The organism is Sphingopyxis sp. J-6 (genome assembly GCF_046603995.1).
Taxonomy (GTDB): domain Bacteria; phylum Pseudomonadota; class Alphaproteobacteria; order Sphingomonadales; family Sphingomonadaceae; genus Sphingopyxis.
The window spans coordinates 142,454-164,258 of the sequence record NZ_CP145810.1 but is presented as its reverse complement, the minus strand read 5'-3'; the positions used below and the strand labels follow the sequence as shown (position 1 = coordinate 164,258).

28 protein-coding genes are annotated in these 21,805 nt (G+C 66.9%); 5 read left to right on the top strand and 23 right to left on the bottom strand.

The window, feature by feature from the left end:
* Positions 1-202: 202 nt before the first annotated feature.
* On the bottom strand, positions 203-460 hold the full coding sequence (locus tag V6U71_RS00865) for a DUF2171 domain-containing protein (RefSeq protein ID WP_411340553.1): 258 nt from the start codon (positions 458-460) through the stop codon (positions 203-205).
* Between the two features lie 142 nt (positions 461-602).
* On the opposite strand from V6U71_RS00865, the gene V6U71_RS00860 reads away from it, so the two are divergent.
* Complete coding sequence (locus tag V6U71_RS00860; protein WP_411340552.1) at positions 603-1,304, top strand: hypothetical protein; 702 nt, start codon at positions 603-605, stop codon at positions 1,302-1,304.
* An 18-nt stretch (positions 1,305-1,322) separates the two neighbouring features.
* Here V6U71_RS00860 and V6U71_RS00855 read toward each other — a convergent pair whose 3' ends face one another.
* The 6 genes from V6U71_RS00855 to mnmA all read right to left on the bottom strand — a co-directional run bounded on the left by V6U71_RS00855 (position 1,323) and on the right by mnmA (position 4,992).
* Complete coding sequence (locus V6U71_RS00855; RefSeq protein WP_411340551.1) at positions 1,323-1,793, bottom strand: thermonuclease family protein; 471 nt, start codon at positions 1,791-1,793, stop codon at positions 1,323-1,325.
* A gap of 217 nt (positions 1,794-2,010) precedes the next feature.
* Positions 2,011-2,322, bottom strand: a complete 312-nt coding sequence (locus tag V6U71_RS00850) for a hypothetical protein (protein ID WP_082396171.1) — start codon at positions 2,320-2,322, stop codon at positions 2,011-2,013.
* A gap of 89 nt (positions 2,323-2,411) precedes the next feature.
* On the bottom strand, positions 2,412-3,104 hold the full coding sequence (locus V6U71_RS00845; RefSeq protein WP_411340550.1) for a DsbA family oxidoreductase: 693 nt from the start codon (positions 3,102-3,104) through the stop codon (positions 2,412-2,414).
* Positions 3,105-3,143: 39 nt separating this feature from the next.
* Entirely contained in the window at positions 3,144-3,278 is a 135-nt protein-coding gene (locus tag V6U71_RS00840) for a hypothetical protein (protein WP_257719792.1), read from the bottom strand.
* 91 nt (positions 3,279-3,369) lie between these two features.
* Complete coding sequence (locus V6U71_RS00835) at positions 3,370-3,807, bottom strand: hypothetical protein (RefSeq protein WP_411340549.1); 438 nt, start codon at positions 3,805-3,807, stop codon at positions 3,370-3,372.
* A 51-nt stretch (positions 3,808-3,858) separates the two neighbouring features.
* On the bottom strand, positions 3,859-4,992 hold the full coding sequence (gene mnmA / locus V6U71_RS00830) for a tRNA 2-thiouridine(34) synthase MnmA (protein WP_411340548.1): 1,134 nt from the start codon (positions 4,990-4,992) through the stop codon (positions 3,859-3,861).
* A gap of 145 nt (positions 4,993-5,137) precedes the next feature.
* Between mnmA and V6U71_RS00825 the strand changes: the two genes are divergently transcribed.
* From V6U71_RS00825 to V6U71_RS00815, 3 genes are all read left to right on the top strand, one after another.
* Positions 5,138-5,530 carry a hypothetical protein gene (locus V6U71_RS00825; protein ID WP_411340547.1) on the top strand — a complete coding sequence of 131 codons (393 nt, stop codon included), beginning with the start codon at positions 5,138-5,140 and terminating at the stop codon, positions 5,528-5,530.
* Positions 5,523-5,822 (top strand): DUF1153 domain-containing protein, encoded by a 300-nt coding sequence (locus V6U71_RS00820; protein ID WP_054590010.1) that lies wholly within the window; start codon positions 5,523-5,525, stop codon positions 5,820-5,822. The genes V6U71_RS00825 and V6U71_RS00820 overlap by 8 nt, the downstream gene beginning before the upstream one ends.
* Before the next feature lie 194 nt (positions 5,823-6,016).
* Entirely contained in the window at positions 6,017-6,298 is a 282-nt protein-coding gene (locus V6U71_RS00815) for a hypothetical protein (RefSeq protein ID WP_054724058.1), read from the top strand.
* A 246-nt stretch (positions 6,299-6,544) separates the two neighbouring features.
* Here the strand turns inward: V6U71_RS00815 and lepA are convergent, their stop codons facing one another.
* The 4 genes from lepA to V6U71_RS00795 all read right to left on the bottom strand — a co-directional run bounded on the left by lepA (position 6,545) and on the right by V6U71_RS00795 (position 10,793).
* Positions 6,545-8,368, bottom strand: a complete 1,824-nt coding sequence (gene lepA, locus V6U71_RS00810) for a translation elongation factor 4 (protein ID WP_411340546.1) — start codon at positions 8,366-8,368, stop codon at positions 6,545-6,547.
* A gap of 366 nt (positions 8,369-8,734) precedes the next feature.
* Positions 8,735-9,619 (bottom strand): transposase, encoded by an 885-nt coding sequence (locus tag V6U71_RS00805; protein WP_411340545.1) that lies wholly within the window; start codon positions 9,617-9,619, stop codon positions 8,735-8,737.
* Entirely contained in the window at positions 9,607-10,593 is a 987-nt protein-coding gene (locus V6U71_RS00800) for a hypothetical protein (RefSeq protein WP_411340544.1), read from the bottom strand. Before V6U71_RS00800 ends, V6U71_RS00805 begins: the two co-directional genes overlap by 13 nt.
* Positions 10,594-10,649: 56 nt before the next feature.
* Complete coding sequence (locus V6U71_RS00795) at positions 10,650-10,793, bottom strand: hypothetical protein (protein WP_156343986.1); 144 nt, start codon at positions 10,791-10,793, stop codon at positions 10,650-10,652.
* Positions 10,794-10,947: 154 nt separating this feature from the next.
* Here V6U71_RS00795 and V6U71_RS00790 point away from each other — a divergent pair, with 154 nt between their 5' ends.
* On the top strand, positions 10,948-11,901 hold the full coding sequence (locus V6U71_RS00790; protein WP_411340543.1) for a beta-propeller fold lactonase family protein: 954 nt from the start codon (positions 10,948-10,950) through the stop codon (positions 11,899-11,901).
* Between the two features lie 19 nt (positions 11,902-11,920).
* Here V6U71_RS00790 and dmpG read toward each other — a convergent pair whose 3' ends face one another.
* From dmpG to V6U71_RS00730, 12 genes are read right to left on the bottom strand one after another with little or no spacing between them, the layout of a single operon-like run.
* Positions 11,921-12,943, bottom strand: a complete 1,023-nt coding sequence (gene dmpG, locus V6U71_RS00785; RefSeq protein ID WP_411340542.1) for a 4-hydroxy-2-oxovalerate aldolase — start codon at positions 12,941-12,943, stop codon at positions 11,921-11,923.
* A complete protein-coding gene (locus V6U71_RS00780; protein WP_411340541.1) occupies positions 12,940-13,881 on the bottom strand; it encodes an acetaldehyde dehydrogenase (acetylating) in 942 nt (313 codons plus the stop codon). The genes dmpG and V6U71_RS00780 overlap by 4 nt, the downstream gene beginning before the upstream one ends.
* A 4-nt stretch (positions 13,882-13,885) precedes the next feature.
* A complete protein-coding gene (locus tag V6U71_RS00775) occupies positions 13,886-14,665 on the bottom strand; it encodes a 2-keto-4-pentenoate hydratase (RefSeq protein ID WP_411340540.1) in 780 nt (259 codons plus the stop codon).
* The gene (locus V6U71_RS00770; protein ID WP_411340539.1) at positions 14,662-15,186 is read right to left on the bottom strand and encodes a 3-hydroxyanthranilate 3,4-dioxygenase; all 525 of its coding nucleotides are present in this window, start codon (positions 15,184-15,186) and stop codon (positions 14,662-14,664) included. Before V6U71_RS00770 ends, V6U71_RS00775 begins: the two co-directional genes overlap by 4 nt.
* Positions 15,187-15,190: 4 nt before the next feature.
* Positions 15,191-15,628 carry a RidA family protein gene (locus tag V6U71_RS00765; RefSeq protein ID WP_411340538.1) on the bottom strand — a complete coding sequence of 146 codons (438 nt, stop codon included), beginning with the start codon at positions 15,626-15,628 and terminating at the stop codon, positions 15,191-15,193.
* Positions 15,625-16,404, bottom strand: coding sequence for a 2-keto-4-pentenoate hydratase (locus V6U71_RS00760; protein WP_411340537.1), 780 nt, complete (start codon positions 16,402-16,404; stop codon positions 15,625-15,627). Before V6U71_RS00760 ends, V6U71_RS00765 begins: the two co-directional genes overlap by 4 nt.
* Before the next feature lie 9 nt (positions 16,405-16,413).
* Complete coding sequence (locus V6U71_RS00755; protein ID WP_411340536.1) at positions 16,414-17,892, bottom strand: 2-hydroxymuconic semialdehyde dehydrogenase; 1,479 nt, start codon at positions 17,890-17,892, stop codon at positions 16,414-16,416.
* A complete protein-coding gene (locus V6U71_RS00750) occupies positions 17,889-18,716 on the bottom strand; it encodes an alpha/beta fold hydrolase (protein WP_411340535.1) in 828 nt (275 codons plus the stop codon). The genes V6U71_RS00755 and V6U71_RS00750 overlap by 4 nt, the downstream gene beginning before the upstream one ends.
* Positions 18,716-19,465, bottom strand: coding sequence for an ABC transporter ATP-binding protein (locus V6U71_RS00745; RefSeq protein ID WP_411340534.1), 750 nt, complete (start codon positions 19,463-19,465; stop codon positions 18,716-18,718). The genes V6U71_RS00750 and V6U71_RS00745 overlap by 1 nt, the downstream gene beginning before the upstream one ends.
* A complete protein-coding gene (locus tag V6U71_RS00740; protein ID WP_411340533.1) occupies positions 19,462-20,214 on the bottom strand; it encodes an ABC transporter permease in 753 nt (250 codons plus the stop codon). Before V6U71_RS00740 ends, V6U71_RS00745 begins: the two co-directional genes overlap by 4 nt.
* Entirely contained in the window at positions 20,211-20,768 is a 558-nt protein-coding gene (locus V6U71_RS00735; RefSeq protein WP_411340532.1) for a VOC family protein, read from the bottom strand. Before V6U71_RS00735 ends, V6U71_RS00740 begins: the two co-directional genes overlap by 4 nt.
* Positions 20,765-21,805 (bottom strand): ABC transporter substrate-binding protein, encoded by a 1,041-nt coding sequence (locus tag V6U71_RS00730; RefSeq protein WP_411340531.1) that lies wholly within the window; start codon positions 21,803-21,805, stop codon positions 20,765-20,767. The genes V6U71_RS00735 and V6U71_RS00730 overlap by 4 nt, the downstream gene beginning before the upstream one ends.

Genomic DNA, 21,805 nt, shown 5'->3' with positions numbered 1-21,805 from the left:
CCACGACGCCCGATTTGCCCCCTCGCTTCCCATCGCCCCTTCCATAACGGCAGAGCATTGAAAAATCACCAATAGTCGATTGGCGGCCCCGGTGTAGCGATCCGCAAAAGAAAATGGCCCGCCCCGGGGCGACGGGGCGGGCCAGTTTCAGTGCCGCGGCGCCGGATTGCGCCCGCGGCCCTCTGGTTATCGGTTATCGCCGCTATTCGGCTTCCTCGAACAATTCGGCCGCGTTGGCGGCGGTCGCCGACAGGCGCACCGTATCGCCATCGACCGATGCGACGAGGCCGGCGGGAATATAATGGTGCTTGCCGCCCTGTCCGTCCTCGGCCTGCGGGCTGTCGGCCCTGGTCAGCTTGATCCGCTCGCCGTCGAGATGGTCGACGGTGCCCAGATGGACGCCATCGGCGCCAACGACGGTCATATGTTCCTTGATCGCGCTATGGTCATGTTCGGCCATGGTCATTCTCCTCGGCGCTCCGCAGCAATCCTGCGGACGTACGCACCATACGCGCGAAATCCCGCTTGGCTCCCGTCATCCGGCAGGCCGCCCGAAAGCCGCGCCGCTTTTCAAGCGTCCGCCGGCGCGCTAGCCTGGCGCGATGCGTTTCCTCCTTCCGTTCGCCGTGTTCGCGCTCGCCGCTGCGCCCCTTCCCGCCTTCGCCTGCTCGCCTGCCCCCAGCTATGCCGTGCCGACCAATATGGAACTTGTCGCCGGGGCCGACATGATCCTGCTCGCGACCGTCACGGGCGGCGCGCCGATCGATGCGGTCGACGGGCCCGATACCATGCGCATCGACATCAAACCGATCGCAGCGCTCAAGGGCGACCTCGCGAACGCCCCCGCAACGCTGCCGATCGCGATCGCGCCCGATCGCTTTGCGATTCCCAGCAACCCCTATGATCTTGCGAATGCCCACCCGCTTGCCGAGATCGGCGGCTGCATCCGCTATATGGTGCCGAAAGGATCGCGCCTGCTCTTCTTTCTCGACCGACGCGAGGGTCAATGGGTACCCGCGGGCGGTCCGTTCAGCCGCTGGGCCGAGGATGTACTGACCGACGACGCGCCCTGGCTTCAGGCGGTGCGCTTCTACATCGATGTCGCGGAGCTTCCTGAAAGCGAGCGCACCGCGGTGCTCGCGGCCCGCCGGGATGAATGGGCGGCCAAGGATGGCGATCCGGTGGCGCAGTTGCTCGCCGCCGACGTCGCTCGCCAGCTCGCTGGCCCGAACAAACCGCTGCGGGACGAAGGGCCGTGGGTGGATCCCGACGCGCCGGCCGAGACCGCGCCCGAGACGGAATAGCTTCCCCGCCAAGCCCCTTCAGCACCAGGGGCGGCGATATCCTTCCCATCGCCGCGCCAGCCCCTCGTCGATAAGCTGGTCGCCGATGCTGGCCCCGCCGCGCGTCACGATCCGCAGCTTGCGGCCGTGCACGTCGGTATCGCGGTCCGCTTCATCGAGGGTGAATGCACCCTCGTTAAGCAATGTGCGCAAGCGTCGGGTCGCCGCTTCGCCGAGCGCCGCTTCCTCCGCGCAGCGGGCCGGATGCGTTTCCGGGGTATCGATGTCCGCGATCCGGTATTTTTCACCCTCGAACCGGAAGGTATCGCCATCGACGACGCAGTTACGGCCGCCGCCGCCGTAACAGAAGCCAAAGCGCGCCGTCAGCCGGTCTGGTGTTACGGCGGGAGCGCCGGGTTGCCCGAGCACTGCACCGGTGTCGCGCGTCTCGGGACGTTCGAGAACTGGCGGCATGCCGAGTGCGCCGCCAACGCCCGCCGTCGCCAGCAACAGCCAAAGGGCAAAGCCTGTTTGGGTACGGCGGCGAGACGAAACACGCCGACGGCGCAAACCAGGGTGATGCCGGGCGACGAAACGAGCCATATGCCTGCCCTGCCACAAAGCACCCGGCGAAATCCTGACCGGCCTCCACCGCTATGGCGTGCAATCGCCGCTATCCTATCCGGAGCGGCACCGTAGTCGACCGACCGGATTTCCCTCGTGGAGTTCAGGGCGCGCCGCGCGGCCCGTCGTCCTCGATACCCTCTTCGCCGAGTTCGCCATCCTCATCGTCGTCGCTGCGCTCGCCGCGATAGGCATCCATGTCGATCCGGCCCGACCGCTCCATCTGGCGCATATGATCGACCAGATCCTGCGCGTCGTCGCTCTCGTCGCGGCTTTTGACCTTGTCGCTGTCTTCCAGCCGGCGTTCGCGCCGGGCGGCCTCGGCGACGGTTTGTGCCTGCGCCTCTTCGTCCTGCTGCTCGCGGTTCAGCGCCTCGGGGGCGTCCGCTTCGGGCTTGCGCGGGGTATCGGCCATGACCGGCTCCATAGCTGGGCCCGCCGGACCGGAAAGCCCGCGCAGGCAAGGGGGTGGCGTGAAAACGCCCATCCGCCCGCCGCAGTTCCTCAGCCGGCGCTCGCCAGCACCTTATTTTCGATAACGCGAATAAAGGCTTCGGGGTCCTGCGCGCCGGGGATCAGCATCCGTCCGGCGAGGATGAAGGCAGGGACGCCGGTGATATTCTGGTCGGCCCAATAGGCTTCCTCGGCGCGCACCATCTCGCCGAATTCACCGCTTGCGAGAATCGCCGCCGCCCGCGTCCGGTCGAGCCCGGCCGAGGCCGCGACGTCGGCCAGCACCTCCGGGTCGCTGACATCGCGATTGTCGGTAAAATGGGCGCGGAACAGCGCCAGTTTCAGCGCCGTTTGCACGCCGGTCGCCGCTTCCGGCTCGGGGTCTTCGAGCGCCCCTGCCCAGGTCAGCAGGCGGTGCGCATCGAAACTGTTGCGCATCCGGAAATCGGGCCCGCGGTTAAAGCTGAAGCCCAGTTCGGCGACGACTCCCGCCATCCGCCCGCTGTTCGCGCGACTCTGGTCGGCGCTGATGCCATATTTGCGCATGACATGCGCAGCAGCGTCCTCGCCCTCCGGCGGCATGTCGGGGTTGAGTTCGAACGGATGCCACTGGACGCGAAAGTCCAGCCGTCCCGCAAAATGCGCCATCACCCGCTCGAACTTCAGCCAGCCGATGATGCACCAGGGGCACATGACGTCCGACACGATATCGACGGTCAGGCGCGGCACGCGCGGTTCGGTCATGGCAATCCTCCTCGAACGGCAGGATCGGCCTGCCCGATTTCAGGGCGCACGGCGATCCTTACCCGACCGCCGGTCGCCCTTGCGACGTTCGGGGCCCTTGTAACCGGGATCGTCGGCGATCCGGCGCTCGTCCGATCGTCGATCCGGACCGCCTCGCTTGTCGTCATCAGACATCATGGCTTCTCCTTCCATCACTGGAAACACGGAGCGACCCGCAGAGATGATAGCCCAGTCGCGATGGAAAGGACAGGATCGACGATTCGCCCTAATGCACCGAAGTCCCTTCGGGGTCGCTCGCCCTATCGGTGTTCCGGCCGATTGCGGGGCGCGACAACACCCACCAGCTCCCGACCATCAGCGCCACGGACAGCGCCTCGATGATCATTGCCTGAATGATGCCCGAATTGACCGGATCGCCGCTCGCAGCGCCGAACAAACGGCCCGCGAGCGCCGTGCCGTAGAGCGCAGCCGGGACCAGCAAAGCCCGCAGCCAGCCCGGAACCAGCGCGCCGAGCGCCGCGGCGCCCGCGGCGACAAGGAAAAAGGCCGACAGGTCGGCACGGATCGTGTTGGTCGCCGTACCCTCGACGAGGATGCCGAAGGTTTCCGTATAGCTTAGGGGATCGAACAATCCCCGCATGCCGACGATGACGAAAAAGACCGCCCACAGCAGGACCGCGCCGCGCAAAACCCAGTTGATCATGGTTTTTCTCCCTTGCCGCCGAAGCTGCGGCATCGCGGGGAGAAGTTCAATCTATTCCGGCGCAAAGGTCGCTTCGATCCAGCCGCCGCCGAGCACGCGGCTTTCGTCGGCGGCGTCATAGATCACCGCCGCCTGCCCTGGGGCGACGCCATATTCCGGCGCTGCGAAGATCAGCCGGTCGCCGGTTACCCGCGCCGCGACCGGCCGCGCCATGCTCCGGACCTTCGCCAGCACCTCACGGCCTTCGACATCGCCCAGCCAGTTCGCTTCGCCCAGCCGGGCCCCTGACACCGCGAGCGCGCGGCGCGGCCCGACGACGACCTGCTTCGCTTCGGCATCGAGGCGGACGACATAAAGCGGCTCGGCCTGCCCGCCGATCTCGATCCCGCGCCGCTGGCCGACGGTGTAATGGATGAGCCCCTTGTGTGCGCCTAGCACCGTGCCGTCGACATGGACGATATCGCCTTGGTCGTCCGCCTCGGGGCGCAGCTTCCTGACCAGCGTCGCATAATCGCCGTCGGGGACGAAGCAGATATCCTGACTGTCGGGTTTGCCCGCGACGCCGAGCCCGAGGTCACGGGCGATTTCGCGCACGACGCTCTTTTCGAGCCCGCCGAGCGGAAAGCGCAGAAAGTCGAGCTGGTCCTGCGTGGTCGCGAACAGGAAATAGCTCTGATCGCGCGCCGGATCGACGGCACGGTGCAGTTCGGCGCCGCCGGGTCCCGTCATCCGCCGGACATAATGGCCGGTCGCCAGACAGTCGGCACCAAGGTCCTTCGCCAGCCGGAACAGGTCGGTGAACTTCACCCCCATGTTGCACCGCACGCACGGGATCGGCGTCCTGCCGCTCAGATATTCGTCGGCGAACTGGTCGATCACCGTGTCGCGAAAGCGGCTTTCATGATCATAGACATGATGCGCAAAGCCCAACCGGTCGGCGACCGCGCGTGCATCGCGGATATCCTGCCCGGCGCAGCACGCCCCGACCCGCTTCGCCTTCGCGCCATGGTCGTAAAGCTGCAGCGTCACACCGATCACCTCGGCACCCGACCGCGCAGCAAGCGCCGCGACCACGCTCGAATCGACCCCGCCCGACATCGCGACGACGATCCGCCGGTCCTTCAGCGGATCATCGAGCTGGAAATCGCCCCGGGCGAGCCCGGCGGGGGAAATTGCGGTGGCCATGATGCGCGCCATCTAGGGATGGGCGCGCAAAAATACCAGCTTTTCTGCCGCACGCGTCAAAATATTGACGGGGGTTAAGCTTCGCTAACAAGGCCTGAAATGGGCATTTACTGGACCTTAGGCCGTCTGCGCTAGACGAGTCGATATGAACCTTGCCCCATCCGATCTTCCGCGCATCGCCGGTGCGGCCAGCCTGTCGAACCCCGGTTTCGACATCATCCTGGCTGTATCGAGCGCGCGCCAAGCGATGCTGCCGACTGTGCGGCTGCTGCAGACGCGGTCGAATCGCGAATCGCACGCCGCACGGGTCGGTGCGCTTCGTCATTATCTCGGGGGCGCGACCGCCGGCGGGCAACGGAACGCGGCGCGGCCGGTCCGTTTCTTCGACCTGTCCCGCGATGTGAACGCCCTGCCCGAAACTATGAACAGCCTGTTTACCAGAGGATTTCAGCCGATGTTGAATCCCTCTGAATTAGACCGGTCGGCGTCGGTCAACCCGATCCCCCCGACGTTGAAACGATGGAATGAACATGATTGAAAACCAGAAAATCCGGCCCGCTCAGGTCATCGGCCCCCTCGGGGAGCCGCTGACGCTCGACTCGCTGCCCCCCGCGACCACGACGCGCTGGGTCGTGCGCCGCAAGGCGGAGGTCGTCGCGGCCGTTAATGGCGGCCTGCTGACCGTCGACGAAGCGTGCGAACGCTACAGCCTGACGCTTGAGGAGTTTGCGAGCTGGCAGCGGTCGATCGATCGCAGCGGTATGCCCGGGCTGCGCGTCACGCGCATCCAGCATTACCGCGACCTGTACGAACGCCAGCAGCGCTTCTGACTCAAGGCCTGCGCAACCCGAAAGAAGAGGGCGCTCCGGCGCCCTCTTTTTTGTTCGACAAGCGCAGAATGCCTTCGCGGAGAATCTATTTTTACAAGCAAAATCAATCCAATTGATCGTCGGCAACAGAAACTTCGCAACCCTGACGTTCATCCCGCGTTAAGCCCCAGAGTCAACTTTGGGAGTCACTCAATATGCGTAAGTTCGTTATCGCTCTCGCCGCCACGTCGGCCCTTGCGCTCGGCGCTTGTCAGAGCCCCGCCGCCGACAAGGTCGAGGATCAGGCCGAAGCACAGGCCGACGCCATCGACGATCAGGCCGACGCCATGCCCGAAGGTCCGGCCAAGGAAGCCACCGAAGCCAAGGCCGACGCGGTCGAAGCAGCAGGCGAAGAAAAGGCCAATGCGATGGACGACAATGGCGAGATCGCCCCGTCCGAAGTCGGCGCAACCCCGCCGGCCGAAGCCAAGAAATAACTTTCCACCCCTCGCACGAGGGGCAGGAAGTGGGGCGCCGCCGGCTTGTCCGCGGCGCCCTTTTTCGTGACGTTAGACCCTTCAGTCGTGTTGTGACCGCGGTCACCGCGCCAGCGCAGCGCGTATCTTATGCTGACTTCGGTGGAACCGGGCGATCTTCTGCAGCCCGGGTCCACGCCATCACCCTCCTGCCGCCGCATGGCGGTGGGAGGGACTAACGGCGCGCGCTACGCCGTAACGGCTGAATCAGGCGTCATCCCCCATCCGCAGCGCGGCAATAAACGCCTCCTGCGGAATGTTGACGTTGCCATATTCGCGCATCCGCTTCTTGCCCTCTTTCTGCTTCTCGAGGAGCTTCTTCTTGCGGGTCGCGTCGCCGCCATAGCATTTGGCGGTCACGTCCTTGCGCAGCGCGGCGATTGTTTCGCGGGCGATCACCTTGCCACCGATCGCGGCCTGGATCGGGATCTTGAACATATGGCGCGGGATCAGGTCTTTCAGCCGTTCGCACATGCCGCGGCCACGGCTTTCGGCCGAGCCGCGGTGGACGATCATGCTCAGCGCATCGACCGGCTCGTTGTTGACGAGGATGCTCATCTTGACAAGATCGCCGGCGCGGTGGCCGATCTGGTGATAGTCGAACGACGCGTAACCGCGGCTGATGCTCTTCAGCCGGTCGTAAAAGTCGAACACCACCTCGTTGAGCGGCAGTTCATAAGTGATCTGCGCGCGGCCGCCCACATAAGTGAGGTTCTTCTGCACCCCGCGGCGGTCCTGACACAGCTTCAGGATCGGGCCGAGATAGTCGTCGGGCACATAGATCACCGCCTCGATCCACGGCTCCTCGATCTCGTCGATGCGGTTGGGGTCGGGCATGTCGGCGGGGTTGTGGAGTTCGATCTCCTTCGCCGCCTCATTCTTCGTGTGGCCGAGCTTCAGCTTGTAGACCACCGACGGCGCGGTGGTGATGAGGTCGAGGTCATATTCGCGGGTCAGCCGCTCCTGGATGATCTCGAGGTGGAGGAGGCCGAGGAAGCCGCAGCGGAAGCCGAAGCCGAGCGCGGCCGAGCTTTCCATCTCGAACGAGAAGCTCGCGTCGTTGAGGCGGAGCTTCTGGATGCTCTCGCGCAATTTCTCGAAATCATTCGCGTCGGTCGGGAACAGGCCGCAGAAGACGACCGGCTGGACTTCCTTGAACCCCGGCAGCGGCGCCGCGGCGGGTTTCTTGGCGTCGGTCACCGTGTCGCCGACGCGCGCCTGCGCGACGTCCTTGATCTGCGCGGTGATGAAACCGATCTCGCCCGCGCCGATCTCGGTCAGTTCCTCGCGCTTCGGCGTGAAGCAGCCGACGCGGTCGATCAGGTGGGTCGTTCCCGCCTGCATGAACTTGATCTGCTGGCCTTTTTTCAGCACCCCGTCGACGACGCGGACGAGAATGACGACGCCGAGGTACGGGTCGTACCAGCTGTCGACGAGCATCGCGAGCAGCGGCGCCGCGGCGTCGCCCTTCGGCGGCGGGATCTTGGTGACGATCGCCTCGAGGCATTCCTCGATGCCGATCCCCGACTTGGCCGAAGCGAGCACCGCGTCGTCGGCGGGCAGGCCAATGATGTCCTCGATCTCGGCCTTCACCTTGTCGACGTCGGCGGCGGGCAGGTCGATCTTGTTGATCACCGGCACGATCTCATGGTCATGCTCGATCGACTGATAGACGTTGGCGAGCGTCTGCGCCTCGACCCCCTGCGCAGCATCGACGACGAGCAAGGCGCCCTCGCACGCCGCGAGCGACCGCGACACTTCATAGGCGAAGTCGACGTGGCCCGGCGTGTCCATCAGGTTGAGCTCGTAGGTTTCGCCGTCCTTCGCGGTGTACTTCAGGCGCACCGTCTGCGCCTTGATCGTGATCCCGCGCTCCTTCTCGATATCCATATTGTCGAGGACTTGCGCCGACATCTCGCGCGCCGTGAGGCCGCCGGTGAACTGGATCAGCCGGTCGGCGAGCGTCGACTTGCCATGGTCGATGTGCGCGATGATCGAGAAGTTGCGGATATGCGAAAGGGGCGTTGTCATGCGCGGCGCGTTAGCAGGGGAAAGCCGCGCTGTCAGCAAGCTCTTAAAGCCACAAAAACCCCGCATCGACGGGAGCATTCGGGGGCCTTTGCGGCTTTAAGGAGACAAAGGATACGCATGAGCAGCGCGAAACTGTTTCCCTTGTCGCTTTAGCCGTGAGCCAAAGGTCGCGATGGTCGCCCACAACAAGAGCGGGCGAAAGACCGCAAAGGTCGTACGCCGACGCGATGTTTCGCGCGGGCGGCGGGGTAACAGATTTGGACGATTCAAAGAGCCAGAGGCGGAAGGCTGGCATGGCGGGAGAATGTAGGAAAGGAGTTCATTCACCTTTCTGCGGCCGCCACCCGCACTTGCTTCGTCGAGGAATCAAGTCGCCAGCCACCGCCTACAATCATCGCTGACCCGCGCGTCCGCATCACGCATCCCGCGCTCCAGAACCGCAGCCCTGTCCGCGTCTTCCTCTATCGCCGCCAGCGCGGCGATGGCGTTCGCGCGCACCCGCGGCACCGGGTGCGCCTTCGCGAATTGCTCGGCGATGTCGCGGCCGTTCTCCGTCAAATGCACCGCGCACCGGATAAGCATTTCGGCGGGGGTCAGCGTCGGGCGGCGGGCGATGGTGCCCGCTTCGAGGTCGACGATATACTGGTCGCGCCAGGGGATATGTTCGCCCTCGTCCATAATGTTGAGGCTGATCGACAGGCTATCGGGCGGGAGCTGGCTGTGGATGTCGCGGTGGGCGCGATAGAGCATCATCTTGCTTTCGCTTAGGCTGCTGCGCTCGACGAATTGCAGGTTCAGCGGCTCGCCGAGACGACCGTCGACGGTTTCGGGGTCATAGTCATAATAGTCGCTGACATAGCCGGGGCCCCAATAGCCGGTGGTCAGGAAGTGGAAATTATGGTCGTGCGGCAGACCGTAGGCGAAGGCGGCCGGGCCGCTGGCGCTGTAAGCGGCGTCGCGCTCGGCGGGCCAGAGGTTGGCGCGGAGGAAATAGCCGCGCGGACTGCGGTGGAGGAGGAAAACCTGCGCCGAATAGCGGTTGGTTTCGAGCTGGTCGCGGTAGCTCGCCTTGAGTTCGGCGATCACCCGGTCGGCGAGGAAGCTGCGATTGCGTTGCAGTCCCGCGAGCAACGCGGCGCAGCACGCGAGGCTGGCTTCGTCGGCGAGATCGACGCCGCTCTCGTCGAGGCGCGCGGCGACCTCTTCGAGGTCATAGGCGGGACCGGCGGGCGGGTCGATCAGGCGGGGCATGGCGCGGGTTCCGGTGCGAAGAGCGCGAGGGTCGCCGCAGCGGCACGGCGGACCTCGGGATGCGGGTCCGCTGTCGCCATTACCGCGAGCAGCGGCTGCGCGGCGGCGGGGTCGAGCGCGACCAGTTCGCGCATCGCGGTCCAGCGCGCGGCGAAATCCTCCCCCCGCGTTTCGGCGGCGAACAGCGGCGCGGCATCGCGGCGCCCGAGGCTGCGAAGCAGCGCGAGCGCCATGCCGCGAAAGCTGCTGTCGCGGCGCGAGGCCGACACATGCGCGAGACCGCCGCTCGCGACGTCATAGGCGCGCACCGGAAGCGGCGACGGCGGCTGGACCGCGATTTCGAGCATCAGCACGTCGCCATCCCCGCCCGTCAGCGATATCGCCTGCCGCGCGGTGTCGAGCATCAGCACCTCGCCCGCGACAAGGCGGCGCGGCGGCGCGGTGATGCAGGAACTGGCAGCACGGGCAGTGAAGCCGCCCGCCTCCTCTGCCGCGCTCACCGCGACGTCGTGCATCTCGATGGCAGCGCCGCCGGCGTGGAGGACGCGGAGGCGCGCGCGGCCCGGTGCGAACAGCGCCAGCGCTGCATCGCCGGTCTCGCTCGCGCCCTGTGCCTCGAACGGGCGAACGAGCAGGGTGACGCGGATATTCCCGGCTTCGGCGAGCAATATGCCGGCAAGCGCGCCGCCGCCGACGGGACGGAGCGGCGGGCGGGCGAAGGGGTCGGCGGCGAGGAGGGCCAGCGCGGCGTCGAGCCGCGCGCCGAGCCAGCCGGCGTCGTCGAGCCAGGGGGCCAGCGTGGCGAGCGCCGCATCGGGCGGTAGGTCCCCGGCGATGCGTATCGCGGCGAGGAGCCCGCCCGGCGCCTCGTCCTCCGCCTGCCAGCGCCCGGCGAGCGCGGTGGCGGCAGCGCGCATGCGCTGGCGGCGCGGCAGGTCGGCGGCGGGAAAATGGTCGTGGCGGGAAGGGGTCATGCAGTTGCGGCCCAAAGGTGGCGCGGGCGGAACCGGGACCGCCCGCGCCCCTTTTTTCAGTCGTAGATGATCAGGACGACGGTGACGGTCACCTCGAACGTCGACGAGCCCGGCTTCGTCTGCGCGACAAGCGAGCCGAACAGGCCGACCGCGGTGTCGAGCAGCGGCAAGGCGTTGATATCGATGGCTGGCAGCCCCATGCTTCCCTCCCCTTTTTGACGACGGCGCAACATGCCGCCGCGGCGAGGGCTATGGCGGCCGGCGGGCCGAGCCCAGTTAACAAAACGTCATGCATCGGCGCTTGCCTGAACGGCGCGGCACGGTAGGCTGGACCGGCCCAACCGGAGTCCTGCCATGCGCCGTGTCCTTGCCCTCCTGCTTTGCCCGTTGTTGTTGCCGATGACGCCCGCGGCGGCCGAGACCTTGCTGGTCGGCAACAAGAGCGAGGACACGCTGAGCGTCATCGCGCTGGCGTCGGGCGAAGAACTCGCGCGGCTACCGACGGGCAAGATGCCGCACGAGATTGCGATCTCGCCCGACGGCAAGCAGGCGGCGGTGGTTGCCTATGGCGGGACGACGATCGACATTTTCGACGTCGCGGCGCGGACGAAGCTGAAGACGATCGACCTCAGCCCGAACCAGCGGCCGCACGGACTGCTGTGGCTGTCCGACGGGCGGCTCGTCGCGACGACCGAAGGCAGCGAGTCGGTCGCGGTGGTCGCGCCCGACGGCACGGTCACCGCGATTTCGACGGGACAGAAAGGGTCGCACATGGTTGCCGTCGCGCCCGACAACCGCACCGCCTATGTCGCCAATATCGGATCGGGGACGGTGAGCGTGCTCGATTTGCAGGATGGAAAGAAGCTGCGCGACCTGACCATCGGCGGCAAGCCCGAGGGGCTGGCGCTGGCGAAGGGCGGGCGCGAACTGTGGGTCGGCGACCTCGATGCCCCGCGGGTATCAGTGTGGGATACGGCGACGAGCGAAAAGATCGCCGAGCAGCCAGTCGACCCGGTGGCGATCCGCGTATTGGCGAGCCCCGACGGCAAGCTCATTGCGACGAGCAATATCGCGAGCGGCACGATCAGCCTGTTCGACGCTGAAACGCGCGCGTTGCTGCGCAAGATCAAGGTGTCGGGCGACGCCGCCGCGGGGCAGGTGACCTTGCTGTTCAGCGGCGATTCGACGCGCCTCTATGCCGCCGAGACGGGGCACGACAAGATCGCCGAGATCGATGTCGCGAGCGGCGCGGTGCTGCGGCGGATCGGTGCGGGCAAGAACGGCGACGGGCTGGCCATCGCGCCCTGAACCGGCGGCCGATCGGCGGCTATTGCTTCAGCATGTCGAGCGCAACGTCGACGATCATATCTTCCTGCCCTCCGACCATCTTGCGGCGGCCGAGTTCGACGAGGATGGCGCGGGTGTCGAGGCCATGCTCGGCCGCCGCCTTTTCGGCATGGCGAAGGAAGCTGGAGTAGACCCCGGCATATCCCAGCGTCAGCGTCTCGCGGTCGACGCGCACCGGGCGGTCCTGCAGCGGGCGGACGAGGTCCTCGGCCGCATCCATCAGCGCGTAAAGGTCGCAGCCATGGTTCCAGCCATGCACGTCGGCCGCAGCGATAAACACTTCGAGTGGCGCATTCCCCGCGCCCGCGCCCATCCCGGCGAGGCTCGCGTCAACCCGCACCGCGCCATTCTGTACGGCGACGATGCTGTTCGCAACCCCGAGGCTGAGGTTGTGGTGCGCGTGGACGCCGCGCTGGGTCTCGGGCTTCAGCACCCGGTCATAGGCCTGCAGCCGCGCCGCATATTGATCCATCGTCAGCGCGCCGCCGCTGTCGGTGACGTAAACGCAATGCGCGCCATAGCTTTCCATCAGCTTGGCCTGCTGCGCGAGCGGTTCGGGCTCCGATATATGGCTCATCATCAGGAAGCCCGAGACGTCCATGCCGATGCCGCGTGCGAACTCGATATGCTGTTTCGCGACATCGGCCTCGGTGCAGTGCGTCGCGATGCGGACCGAACGCACGCCCATCTCATAAGCATGTTTGAGGTCGTGGATGGTACCGATGCCGGGGAGCAACAGCGTCGTCAGCACGCTATGTTCGAGCACCTCGGCGACCGCGCCGATCCAGTCCCAGTCGGTGTGGGCGCCGAAGCCGTAGTTGAAGCTCGACCCTTGCAGCCCGTCGCCGTGCGCGACCTCGATCGCGTCGACCTTCGCGCGGTCGAGCGCCCGCGCGATCGCCTGCACATGGCCGAGACCATATTGGTGACGGATCGCGTGCATGCCGTCGCGCAGCGTGACGTCCTGGATATAGAGTTTGGTGGTCGTCGGATCGAAGCTCATGCGGCCACTCCTTCGTTCATGCGGAGCGCGATCTTCTCGGCCGTCTTGAGCGCCGCCGAGGTCATGATGTCGAGATTGCCCGCATAGGCCGGGAGGTAATGCGCCGCGCCCTCGACCTCGAGGAAGACGCTGACCTTCAGGCCGGTGAAGCTGCCGTCCATTTCGGGGATATGCAGCGGTGCGTTGCTGCCGATGCTTTCGAACTGCACCGCCTGTTTAAGCCGGTAGCCGGGAACATAGGCCTGCACTTCGGCCACCATATCCTCGACGCTCTGCGCAATCGCGTCGCGGTCGGCGTCGTCGCAGAGGCAATAGACGGTGTCGCGCATGATCAGCGGCGGTTCGGCCGGATTGAGGACGATGATCGCCTTGCCGCGCGTCGCGCCGCCGACCTCGGCGATCGCCCGGCTCGTCGTCTCGGTGAACTCGTCGATGTTGGCGCGGGTGCCGGGCCCCGCACTCTTCGAGGCGATCGACGCGACGATCTCGCCATAATGCACCTTGGCGACGCGGTTCACCGCGGCAACGATCGGGATCGTCGCCTGCCCGCCGCAGGTCACCATATTTACGTTGGGGCTATCGAGGTGCGCGTCGCCGTTCACCGGCGGGATCGTGTAGGGACCGATCGCCGCCGGCGTCAGGTCGACGACGCGCTTGCCGTGCGCGATCAAGACCTCGCTATGGTGCTTATGGGCGCCTGCCGAGGTCGCATCGAACACGATCGCGATATCGGCAAAGCCGGGCAGCGCGATCAGGCCGTCGAGCCCGCCCGCGGTAACCGGCACGCCCAGCCGTTCGGCGCGTTTGAGCCCGTCGCTTTCGGGATCGATCCCGACGAAAGCCCCCATCTCCAGCACCTCCGACAGGCGCATGATCTTGATCATCAGGTCGGTGCCGATATTGCCCGAGCCGATGATCGCGACTTTGGTTTTCGCCATTTCGCTATGCCTTGTACGTAAAGCTGCAGGTGCCGATGCCGGCGATGCGCGCCTCGACATGGTCGCCCGGCGTCAGCGCGACCATCGGTCCGAGCGCCCCTGCGAGCAGGATATCGCCCGCCTGCAGCGGCTCGCCGCGCGTCGCCAGCGTCTGGGCGAGCCAGGCGGCGGCGTTCAGAGGATTGCCGAGCGCCGCGGCGCCGACGCCGGTCGAGGCGACCGCGCCGTTGACCGACATCTCCATCGCCGCGCCTTCGAGGTCGAGCCCGGCGAGCGGCAAGCCGTCGTCGGCGAGCACGAAGAAGGCCGACGAGCCATTGTCCGCCACCGTGTCGGCAAAGCTGATCTTCCAGTCGGCGATCCGGCTGTCGACCACCTCGATCGCGGCGTGGACGCTTGCCACCGCCGCCGCGGCCTGTTCGGGGGTAGTATCGGGGTCGGGCAGGCCGGCGCCGAGAATGAAGGCGATCTCGGCCTCCGCCTTCGGCTGGATCGTCCGCGCCGGGTCGAGCTTTCCGCCGTCGGCGACGCGCATGTCGTCGAATAGCACGCCGAAGTCGGGCTGGTCGACGCCGAGCTGCGTCTGCACCGCCTTGGCGGTCAAGCCCGCCTTGCGCCCGACGATCCGGCGCCCCTGCGCTTCCCAATAGCGCGTGTTGATCGTCTGCACCGCATAGGCGCCCGCGGCATCGGTCGGCTCCAGCGCATCGCGCAGCGGCGCGACCACCGCGCCCGCATAGGCATCGCGGAGGCGGCGGGCGACGGCTTCGTGGGTGGCGGTCATTGCGCTTTGCCCGGATGGACGGTGCCGCAGTTGCCGCAGGTGCGCAGCGCCTCGCTCGCGTAAAAAGCCTCGAACAGCGGCGGCAGGTCGCGGACGATGCTCTGGAGTTGGACCTCGACGCGGTGGACGATGTGGCCGCAATCGTCGCAATACCATTGGAAGGCATCGATCAGCCCGTCGGGGCGCTTGCGTTCGATCACCAGCCCGACGCTCCCCGCGACCGGGCGCTGCGGCGAATGCGGAACGCGCGGCGGCAGCAGGAAGATGTCGCCCTCGCGGATCGGCATGTCCTTGGGGCCCTCGTCGGTCCACAGGCGCAGGTTCATGTCGCCCTCGATCTGGTAGAAAAACTCCTCGAGCGGGTCGACATGATAGTCGGTGCGCTGATTGGGGCCGCCGACGACGGTGACGATGAAATCGGCATCCTCCCAGATCTGCGTATTGCCGACCGGGGGCTTGAGCACATCGCGGTGCGCCTCGATCCATTCGCGGAAGTTGAAGGGCAATCCATAGGTCAGCATGGCGCTATCCTTTCGTGGCGGCGCGCGGGATGAAGGCGGTCGCCTTGATCTCGATCAGCAGATGCGGGTGCGGAAGCTGGTGCACCGCGACGGTCGTCCGCGCGGGGCCCGCTTCGTCGAAATATTCGGCATAGACGGCGTTGTAGCCGCCGAAGTCGTTCATGTTGACGAGGAAGCTCGTCACATCGACGACGTCGGCGAGCGAGCCGCCGGCGTCGGCGAGGATCGCGCCGATATTCTCGATCACCGCGCGCGTCTGTTCGGCGATGTCGAGGCTGACGGTGCCATATTCGTCGGCCGAGGCGCCCGCAAAGCTGTTGTCGGCGCGGCGCGAGCTGGTGCCCGAGACGAAGACGAAATCGCCGGCGCGGCGATAATGCGGAAAACGGCCGCGCGGGCGCGCCTTGCCGGGGATTACCCTGCCCTTGCTGTCGCCGCTCATGCCGCCCCTCCCGCGATCGTGAAGCCGACGCGGCCGAGATGGCCGGCGTCGAGCGACACGCTGCGCGCATCGCCGATCGCCGCCGCCGCGGTCGCGCCGCCGAGCATCACCGTCCAGCCCGGCTGGAGCGTGAGTCCCGCCGCGCCCGCGAGCCGCGCCGCCGCGACGAGCGAGCGGACCGGATCGCCGAGGATCGCGGCGCTGGTCCCGGTCTCGGCCACCTCGCCATCGACGCGCATCACCATCGCGACATCGGCGATATCGGTGTCGGCGGCTAGCCACGGTCCGGTGACGAAAGCCGACGACGACGCATTATCGGCGACGACATCGCCGAGCGCGAAGCGGAAATTTTCGTAGCGGCTGTCGATGATCTCGAGCGCCGCGGCGACCGCATCGATGGCCGCGAGCGCCTCGTCGCGCGTCACTTCGCCCGTCAGGGGCGCCTTCAGCCGCACCGCGACCTCGGGCTCGACGCGCGGGTGGATGAAGCGCGCGCGTTCGATCGCGGCGCCGTTGGTGACGACCATGTCGGAGGTCAGCCGGCCCCAGATCTGGTCCTTGAGCCCCATCTGGACCATCTTGGCTTCGCTGGTGAAGCCCATCTTCACCCCGACAAGCGTCGCGCCGCGCGCGAGGCGCCGGTCGATCGCCGCCCGCTGGATGGCATAGGCGTCGGCGAGCGACAATTCGCCTTCCTGCCCGGTGATTTGCGCGATTGCGCGGGCGCCGATGGCGGCTTCGTCGAGTCTTGCGGCGATGGCGGCAATGTCGGCCATATTATCCTCTTAGAGTTTCACGCAGATATTGGTCGGTTCGGAATAGAAGCCCAGCGAATGTTCGCCGCCCTCGCGCCCGATGCCCGACAGCTTCATGCCGCCGAACGGGGTGCGCAGGTCGCGCAGGAACCATTCGTTGACCCAGACGATGCCGGTTTCCATCTCTGCCGCGACGCGGTGCGCGCGGCCGACGTCGCGCGTCCAGATCGCGGCGGCAAGGCCATAGTCGGTGTCATTGGCAAGCTCGACCGCTTCCTCCTCGCTGTCGAAGGGTGCGATGTGGCAGACGGGGCCGAAAATCTCCTCGCGCACGCAGCGCGCATCGGGCCCGAGCCCGGTGAGGATCGTCGGTTCGACGAACGCCCCGCCCGCGAGCGCGCCGCCCAGTTCGGGCACCCCGCCGCCCGCGACGACCGTCGCGCCTTCCTCACGCGCCAGCGCATAATAGGAGAGCACTTTCTCGCGATGGCCGTGCGAGATCAGCGGCCCCATGTCGGCGCCCGACCAAGGATCGCCGACGGTCAGCGCCTTCGCGCGTTCGGCGAGCGCGGCGACGAAGCGCTCGAAGATCGGCCGCTCGACATAGACGCGCTCGGTGCACAGGCACACCTGCCCGCAGTTCGAAAAGACCGAGCGCACCGTCCCCGCGACGGCTTCGTCGAAATCGCAGTCGGCGAAGACGAGCGCGGCATTCTTGCCGCCGAGTTCGAACGAAACGGGTTTCACCCCCGCCGCCGCGACGCGCATGATCGCGCCGCCGGTCGCGGACTCGCCGGTAAAGGTGATCGCATCGATATCGGGGTTGGCGGTGAGCCACTCGCCGGTCGATTCCGCGCCGAAACCGTGGACGAGGTTGAACACGCCCGGCGGCACGCCCGCCGCGTCCATCACCTCGGCGAGCAAGGTCGCGGTCGAGGGCGTCTCCTCGCTCGGCTTGACGACAACGACATTGCCGCACGCCAGCGCGGGTGCGACCTTCCACGTCATCAACAGCAGCGGCAGGTTCCACGGCGAGACGATCGCGACGACACCGAGCGGGCGCGCGATCGCATAGTTGATCGCGCTGCGTCCGTCGGCAAGGTCGGTACGAAAACTCGGCATCGCGCGCGCCTCGGCGAGCGCGGCGAAGGCGCGGAAATTGGCGGCGCCGCGCGGAATGTCGATCGTCCGCGCCTGATGCAGCGACTTGCCGGTGTCGGCGATTTCGGCCGCGGCGAATTCGTCGAAGCGCGCCTCGATCCCCTCGGCGATGCGGACGAGCAATTTGCAGCGCTCGGCCTGCGACATCTTGCCCCACGGCCCCTTGAGCGCCGCGCGCCCGGCGGCGACGGCGCGGTCGACAAGGTCGCGACTCGCCTGCGACACGCGCCCGGCGACGCTGCCGTCGACGGGGTTCACATTGTCGAACCAGCGCTCGCCCTCGACGAAGGCGCCGTCGACATAGTTCAGCACCGGGCGTTCCGCGAATGGATAGGCGGTGCCGGTCATCCCGCACCCCCGACCGGGACATAGCCCGCCGCATTGCTGTGCGCGGCGCCCGCCTTGCCGACATGGCCCGCCATCTGGAGCAGCGACAGGATCGTGTCGTTGAACTGGGTCGACGCTTCGAGGAAGGCCGAATGGCCCGCGTCATTGACCTCGACAAGGAAGGAGCCCGGCACCTCGGCCTGCACAAGCCGCACCGCCTCGATCGGAAAGAGGATATCGTCGACGCCCGACAGGAAGAGGATCGGGAAGCCCTTGCCGCCGAGTTCGGCGGCGGGGCGCGCCTCGAAGCGGCCGGTCAGGCTGTGGCGGTCGGCGGCGTTGAAGCTCGCGATCTGGCGGTAGAGCGCCGCGAGTTCGGGCGCAGTGCCAGCGCCGAGCACGCGCTCGACCTGCGACAGGGTGGCGGTCTTCGCCCGCGCCGCGTCCATGATTGCCTTTACGTCGCCGCTCTCGACGATGCCGTGCAGACTGTCGCAGATCGCGAGCGCCGCGACGCGGTCGGGCGCACGGTGCGCGAGACCGATGCAGGTTCCCGCCCCCATCGACTGGCCGACCAGCGCGACTTTCGCCTCGTCGAGATAATCGAGCAGCGCGGCCAGATCGTCGACGAAGGCGTCGCGGCCGCGCCCGTCATGATCGCGCGAGAGGCCGAAGCCGCGATGGTCGAAGGTGATGACGCGGTTCGAACGCGACAGCGCATCGAGCTGGCGGTACCAGATCGCATGATTGCCGCCGATGCCGTGCGCGAGCACGACCGCCGGGCCCGCCCCATGCGCCTGCCAGTAGATTTCGGCGCCCGCCGTTGCCAGCATCCCGCTGTCCATCACGATACCCCCATCAATTTGCTGAGCCGCACGACATAGTCGCCGAATGCCGGATCCTCGCGCGTCGTGCTGGGATCGCGCGGGCGCGGCAGGTCGATGCGGACATCCTCGATAATCGTTCCCGGCCGCTCCGACATCACGAGCACGCGGTCGGAGAGCAGCACGGCTTCCGAAATGCTGTGGGTGACGAGCAGCACCGTCTTGCGGTCGCGCTGCCAGATGCGCAGCAGTTCCATGTTGAGCCGGTCGCGCGTCAACGCGTCGAGCGCCCCGAACGGCTCGTCCATCAGCAGCACCTGCGGCCCGCGCGCCAGCGCCTGTCCGATTGCGACGCGGTGCCGCATGCCGCCCGAAAGCTGGTGCGGATGGCTGTCCTCGAACCCCGTCAGCCCCAATGTCTCGACCAGCTCGGCCAGCGCCGCAGGGTCGGGACGCTTCGCTGCCGGGTCGAGATCGACGCCGAGCAGCAGATTGTCGCGGACATTGAGCCAGGGCAGCAGGTTCGAAGTCTGGAAGACGAAGCCCATGTCGGGTGACGGTGCCTGCACCACCGCGCCGTTGAACAATATGCCGCCGTCGTCGAAGGGCTCGAGCCCAGCTATCAGGCGGAGCAGCGTGCTCTTGCCGCACCCCGAGGGGCCGAGCACCGAGACGAATTCGGCGGCGCCGATTTCGGCGCTGACATTGTGCAGCACCTTGCGGCCGTCGAACGCCTTGCCGGCGCCGGCCATGGAGATCACCGCGCTCATGCTGCCCGCCACCAGATGAAGCGTTCCCAATAGGCGACGCCGTAGAAGAGGAGGAGCGACAGGAGGGTCACCGCGATCAGCGCGGCGAAGGTCAATGTCGTATGCCCGGAGCCCGAGGCGGTCAGGATGAGGTTGCCGAGCCCGTCGTTCGAGCCGACGAATTCGCCGACGACCGCACCGATCACCGCGAGCGGCATCGCGACCTTGCAGCCGTCGAGGAAGCTCGGCAGCGCGGCGGGGACGCGGAGGCGCCAGAAGCCCTGCATCGGCGTCGCGCGCAGCGCCCGGAAATGCTCCTCGAGATGCGCCGGGGTGCTCGCCAGCCCGCCCAAGGTCGCGATGATGATCGGGAAGAAGGCGAAGAGGAAGGCCATGATCAGCTTCGACGTCAGCCCGTAGCCGAACCAGACGACGATCAGCGGCGCGAGCCCGATCTTGGGGATGCTCTGCAACGCGACGAACAACGGATAGACGGTGCGTTTCGCGGTGCGCGAGAAATAGATCAGCGTCGCGACGGGAACGCCGAGCGCGACCGCGATGATGAAGCCCCAGAAGACTTCGGTCAGCGTGACGAGGCTTTGCGACAGGATCGGCCCGCGCGATTGCCACAATTCGCCGAGGATCGCGCTCGGCGGCGGCAGCAGATAGGACTGCACCCCCGACCAGCGGACGCCATATTCCCATGCGAGCCCGAGCGCCGCGAAGAAGGCGATGCTGATCGCGGCGTCGCGGCTCAATAACCGGCTCATGCGTCACCTTCCTTGTCGAGCAAGGCGAGGATGCGCGCGGGCGGCGGCACGAGGAAGCGCTCGAGGTGCCAGCGGTCGAAGGTTTCGAGGTCCTTGCCGTCCCACACCGACGCTTCATAGGGCTGTTCGGCGGTGATCTGCGTCATGTCGGTGTAGAATTCGACATTGTTGCCGTCGGGATCGCGGAAGACGAGGAAGCTGTTCGCTCCCGGGCCGTGCTTGCCGATGCCGCGGTCGATGGTGATGCCGCGCGCGACGAGCATGGCGGCGACTTGCTCCATCTCGGCCAGCGTTTCGAGGCGGTATGAGAAATGCTCGACCGCGGGATAATGCCCCTCGGGAATGGCACTGTGCCCCGGCGGCAACTGGAGCAGCGCGAGGTCGTGATGATCCTCGCCGGCGCGCAGGAAGACCATATGATGATCGATCCAGTCCGAGACCTCCAGCCCGACAACCTCGGTATAGAAAGCGAGGCTGCGGTCGATGTCGCGCACCTTGAGCACGAGGTGGCCGAGCCGCGTCGGGCGCGGCCGGTAGGAGGCGGGATCGGTCATGGCTGGTTCCCCATCGGGATGAAGCTATTGGTGAAAAGCTGCGGCGCCTGGTCGAAACCCTGCAGCTGGCCGCTCGCCTGCAGATAGGTGACGGTGCGCTCGACCTTTTCGGGTTTCAGGCGGTGCGATCCGCCCTCGGCCGCCATCAGCGCCGCGGTCTCGCGGATCTGGCGTTCGGTCACCGCCTCGTCGAGCAGCGGATAGGATTTTCGGATGATCGCGAGCGCCGCCTTCGGATCGCGCGCCGCGTCGGCATAGCCGCGATAGGCGGCCTTGAGGAAGGCGCGCACCAGATCGGGGTCTTTCTCGATCAGCGCGTCCTGCGTCGCGAAGCCGCTGCCGTAGACGTCGAGCCCGAAATCGGCGTAGCCGATCCGCCCGATCGTCACGCCCTTTGCCTTCGCTGCCTTGTCGAACAGCGCCATCGAATTGCCGAGCCAGCATTCGGCGGCATCGGTCCGCCCTTCGACCAGCGACGAGACGACGATCGCGGGGTCGAGCTGGATCTGCTCGACTTGCGCCGGATCGACGCCATTGGCCTTGAGCCACGCCGGGAGCAAAGCCTGGATCATCGAGCTTTGCCCGGCGCCGAAGCGCAGGCCGGCGAGGTCGGCGGGCTTCGCGATCTTGTGGCGCTCCTTGACGAAGCACGCGCCGGCCGGAAGCTGCATGTTGATGCCGCCGACCATGCGGACGCCGCCCCCCTTCGAGCGGTTGAGCGCGACCGACAGCGGGTCGATATAGGCGAATTCGAACATGCCCTGATCGAGCTCGTTCGCGGTGCGCATGCCGCCGAAGCCGCGCACCGGCTCGACAGCGAGCCCGGCCTCGGCGAAATAGCCCCTGTCGATCGCGACGAAGATGCCCGCCATGCTGCCCTGCGGCAGCCATGCCATGTTGAAGCGGACGGTACGCGCACCCTCGGTCGCGGCGGTCTTCGGCGCGTTGCCGCCGAACGCACTCCACAGGGTGAGCGCGGCGATCGCCGCGACGACGATCAGCGGAACGATCAGCGAGCGGCGATGGAAAGCGACCAT

Bases quoted from the DNA above. Each gene is read 5' to 3' on its own strand.
- V6U71_RS00745 (WP_411340534.1), bottom strand. From the start codon at position 19,465: ATGAGCGCGGTGATCTCCATGGCCGGCGCCGGCAAGGCGTTCGACGGC.
- lepA (WP_411340546.1), bottom strand. From the start codon at position 8,368: ATGACAACGCCCCTTTCGCATATCCGCAACTTCTCGATCATCGCGCAC.
- V6U71_RS00840 (WP_257719792.1), bottom strand. From the start codon at position 3,278: ATGTCTGATGACGACAAGCGAGGCGGTCCGGATCGACGATCGGACGAG.
- V6U71_RS00860 (WP_411340552.1), top strand. From the start codon at position 603: ATGCGTTTCCTCCTTCCGTTCGCCGTGTTCGCGCTCGCCGCTGCGCCC.
- V6U71_RS00815 (WP_054724058.1), top strand. From the start codon at position 6,017: ATGCGTAAGTTCGTTATCGCTCTCGCCGCCACGTCGGCCCTTGCGCTC.
- V6U71_RS00740 (WP_411340533.1), bottom strand. From the start codon at position 20,214: ATGAGCCGGTTATTGAGCCGCGACGCCGCGATCAGCATCGCCTTCTTC.
- dmpG (WP_411340542.1), bottom strand. From the start codon at position 12,943: ATGAGCTTCGATCCGACGACCACCAAACTCTATATCCAGGACGTCACG.
- V6U71_RS00735 (WP_411340532.1), bottom strand. From the start codon at position 20,768: ATGACCGATCCCGCCTCCTACCGGCCGCGCCCGACGCGGCTCGGCCAC.
- V6U71_RS00800 (WP_411340544.1), bottom strand. From the start codon at position 10,593: ATGACCCCTTCCCGCCACGACCATTTTCCCGCCGCCGACCTGCCGCGC.
- V6U71_RS00730 (WP_411340531.1), bottom strand. From the start codon at position 21,805: ATGGTCGCTTTCCATCGCCGCTCGCTGATCGTTCCGCTGATCGTCGTC.
- V6U71_RS00850 (WP_082396171.1), bottom strand. From the start codon at position 2,322: ATGGCCGATACCCCGCGCAAGCCCGAAGCGGACGCCCCCGAGGCGCTG.
- V6U71_RS00835 (WP_411340549.1), bottom strand. From the start codon at position 3,807: ATGATCAACTGGGTTTTGCGCGGCGCGGTCCTGCTGTGGGCGGTCTTT.
- V6U71_RS00755 (WP_411340536.1), bottom strand. From the start codon at position 17,892: ATGACCGGCACCGCCTATCCATTCGCGGAACGCCCGGTGCTGAACTAT.
- V6U71_RS00865 (WP_411340553.1), bottom strand. From the start codon at position 460: ATGGCCGAACATGACCATAGCGCGATCAAGGAACATATGACCGTCGTT.
- V6U71_RS00805 (WP_411340545.1), bottom strand. From the start codon at position 9,619: ATGCCCCGCCTGATCGACCCGCCCGCCGGTCCCGCCTATGACCTCGAA.
- mnmA (WP_411340548.1), bottom strand. From the start codon at position 4,992: ATGGCCACCGCAATTTCCCCCGCCGGGCTCGCCCGGGGCGATTTCCAG.
- V6U71_RS00775 (WP_411340540.1), bottom strand. From the start codon at position 14,665: ATGACCGCCACCCACGAAGCCGTCGCCCGCCGCCTCCGCGATGCCTAT.
- V6U71_RS00845 (WP_411340550.1), bottom strand. From the start codon at position 3,104: ATGACCGAACCGCGCGTGCCGCGCCTGACCGTCGATATCGTGTCGGAC.
- V6U71_RS00780 (WP_411340541.1), bottom strand. From the start codon at position 13,881: ATGGCGAAAACCAAAGTCGCGATCATCGGCTCGGGCAATATCGGCACC.
- V6U71_RS00795 (WP_156343986.1), bottom strand. From the start codon at position 10,793: ATGGGGCTGCCAGCCATCGATATCAACGCCTTGCCGCTGCTCGACACC.
- V6U71_RS00790 (WP_411340543.1), top strand. From the start codon at position 10,948: ATGCGCCGTGTCCTTGCCCTCCTGCTTTGCCCGTTGTTGTTGCCGATG.
- V6U71_RS00820 (WP_054590010.1), top strand. From the start codon at position 5,523: ATGATTGAAAACCAGAAAATCCGGCCCGCTCAGGTCATCGGCCCCCTC.
- V6U71_RS00770 (WP_411340539.1), bottom strand. From the start codon at position 15,186: ATGCTGACCTATGGATTGCCCTTCAACTTCCGCGAATGGATCGAGGCG.
- V6U71_RS00760 (WP_411340537.1), bottom strand. From the start codon at position 16,404: ATGGCCGACATTGCCGCCATCGCCGCAAGACTCGACGAAGCCGCCATC.
- V6U71_RS00765 (WP_411340538.1), bottom strand. From the start codon at position 15,628: ATGAGCGGCGACAGCAAGGGCAGGGTAATCCCCGGCAAGGCGCGCCCG.
- V6U71_RS00750 (WP_411340535.1), bottom strand. From the start codon at position 18,716: ATGGACAGCGGGATGCTGGCAACGGCGGGCGCCGAAATCTACTGGCAG.
- V6U71_RS00825 (WP_411340547.1), top strand. From the start codon at position 5,138: ATGAACCTTGCCCCATCCGATCTTCCGCGCATCGCCGGTGCGGCCAGC.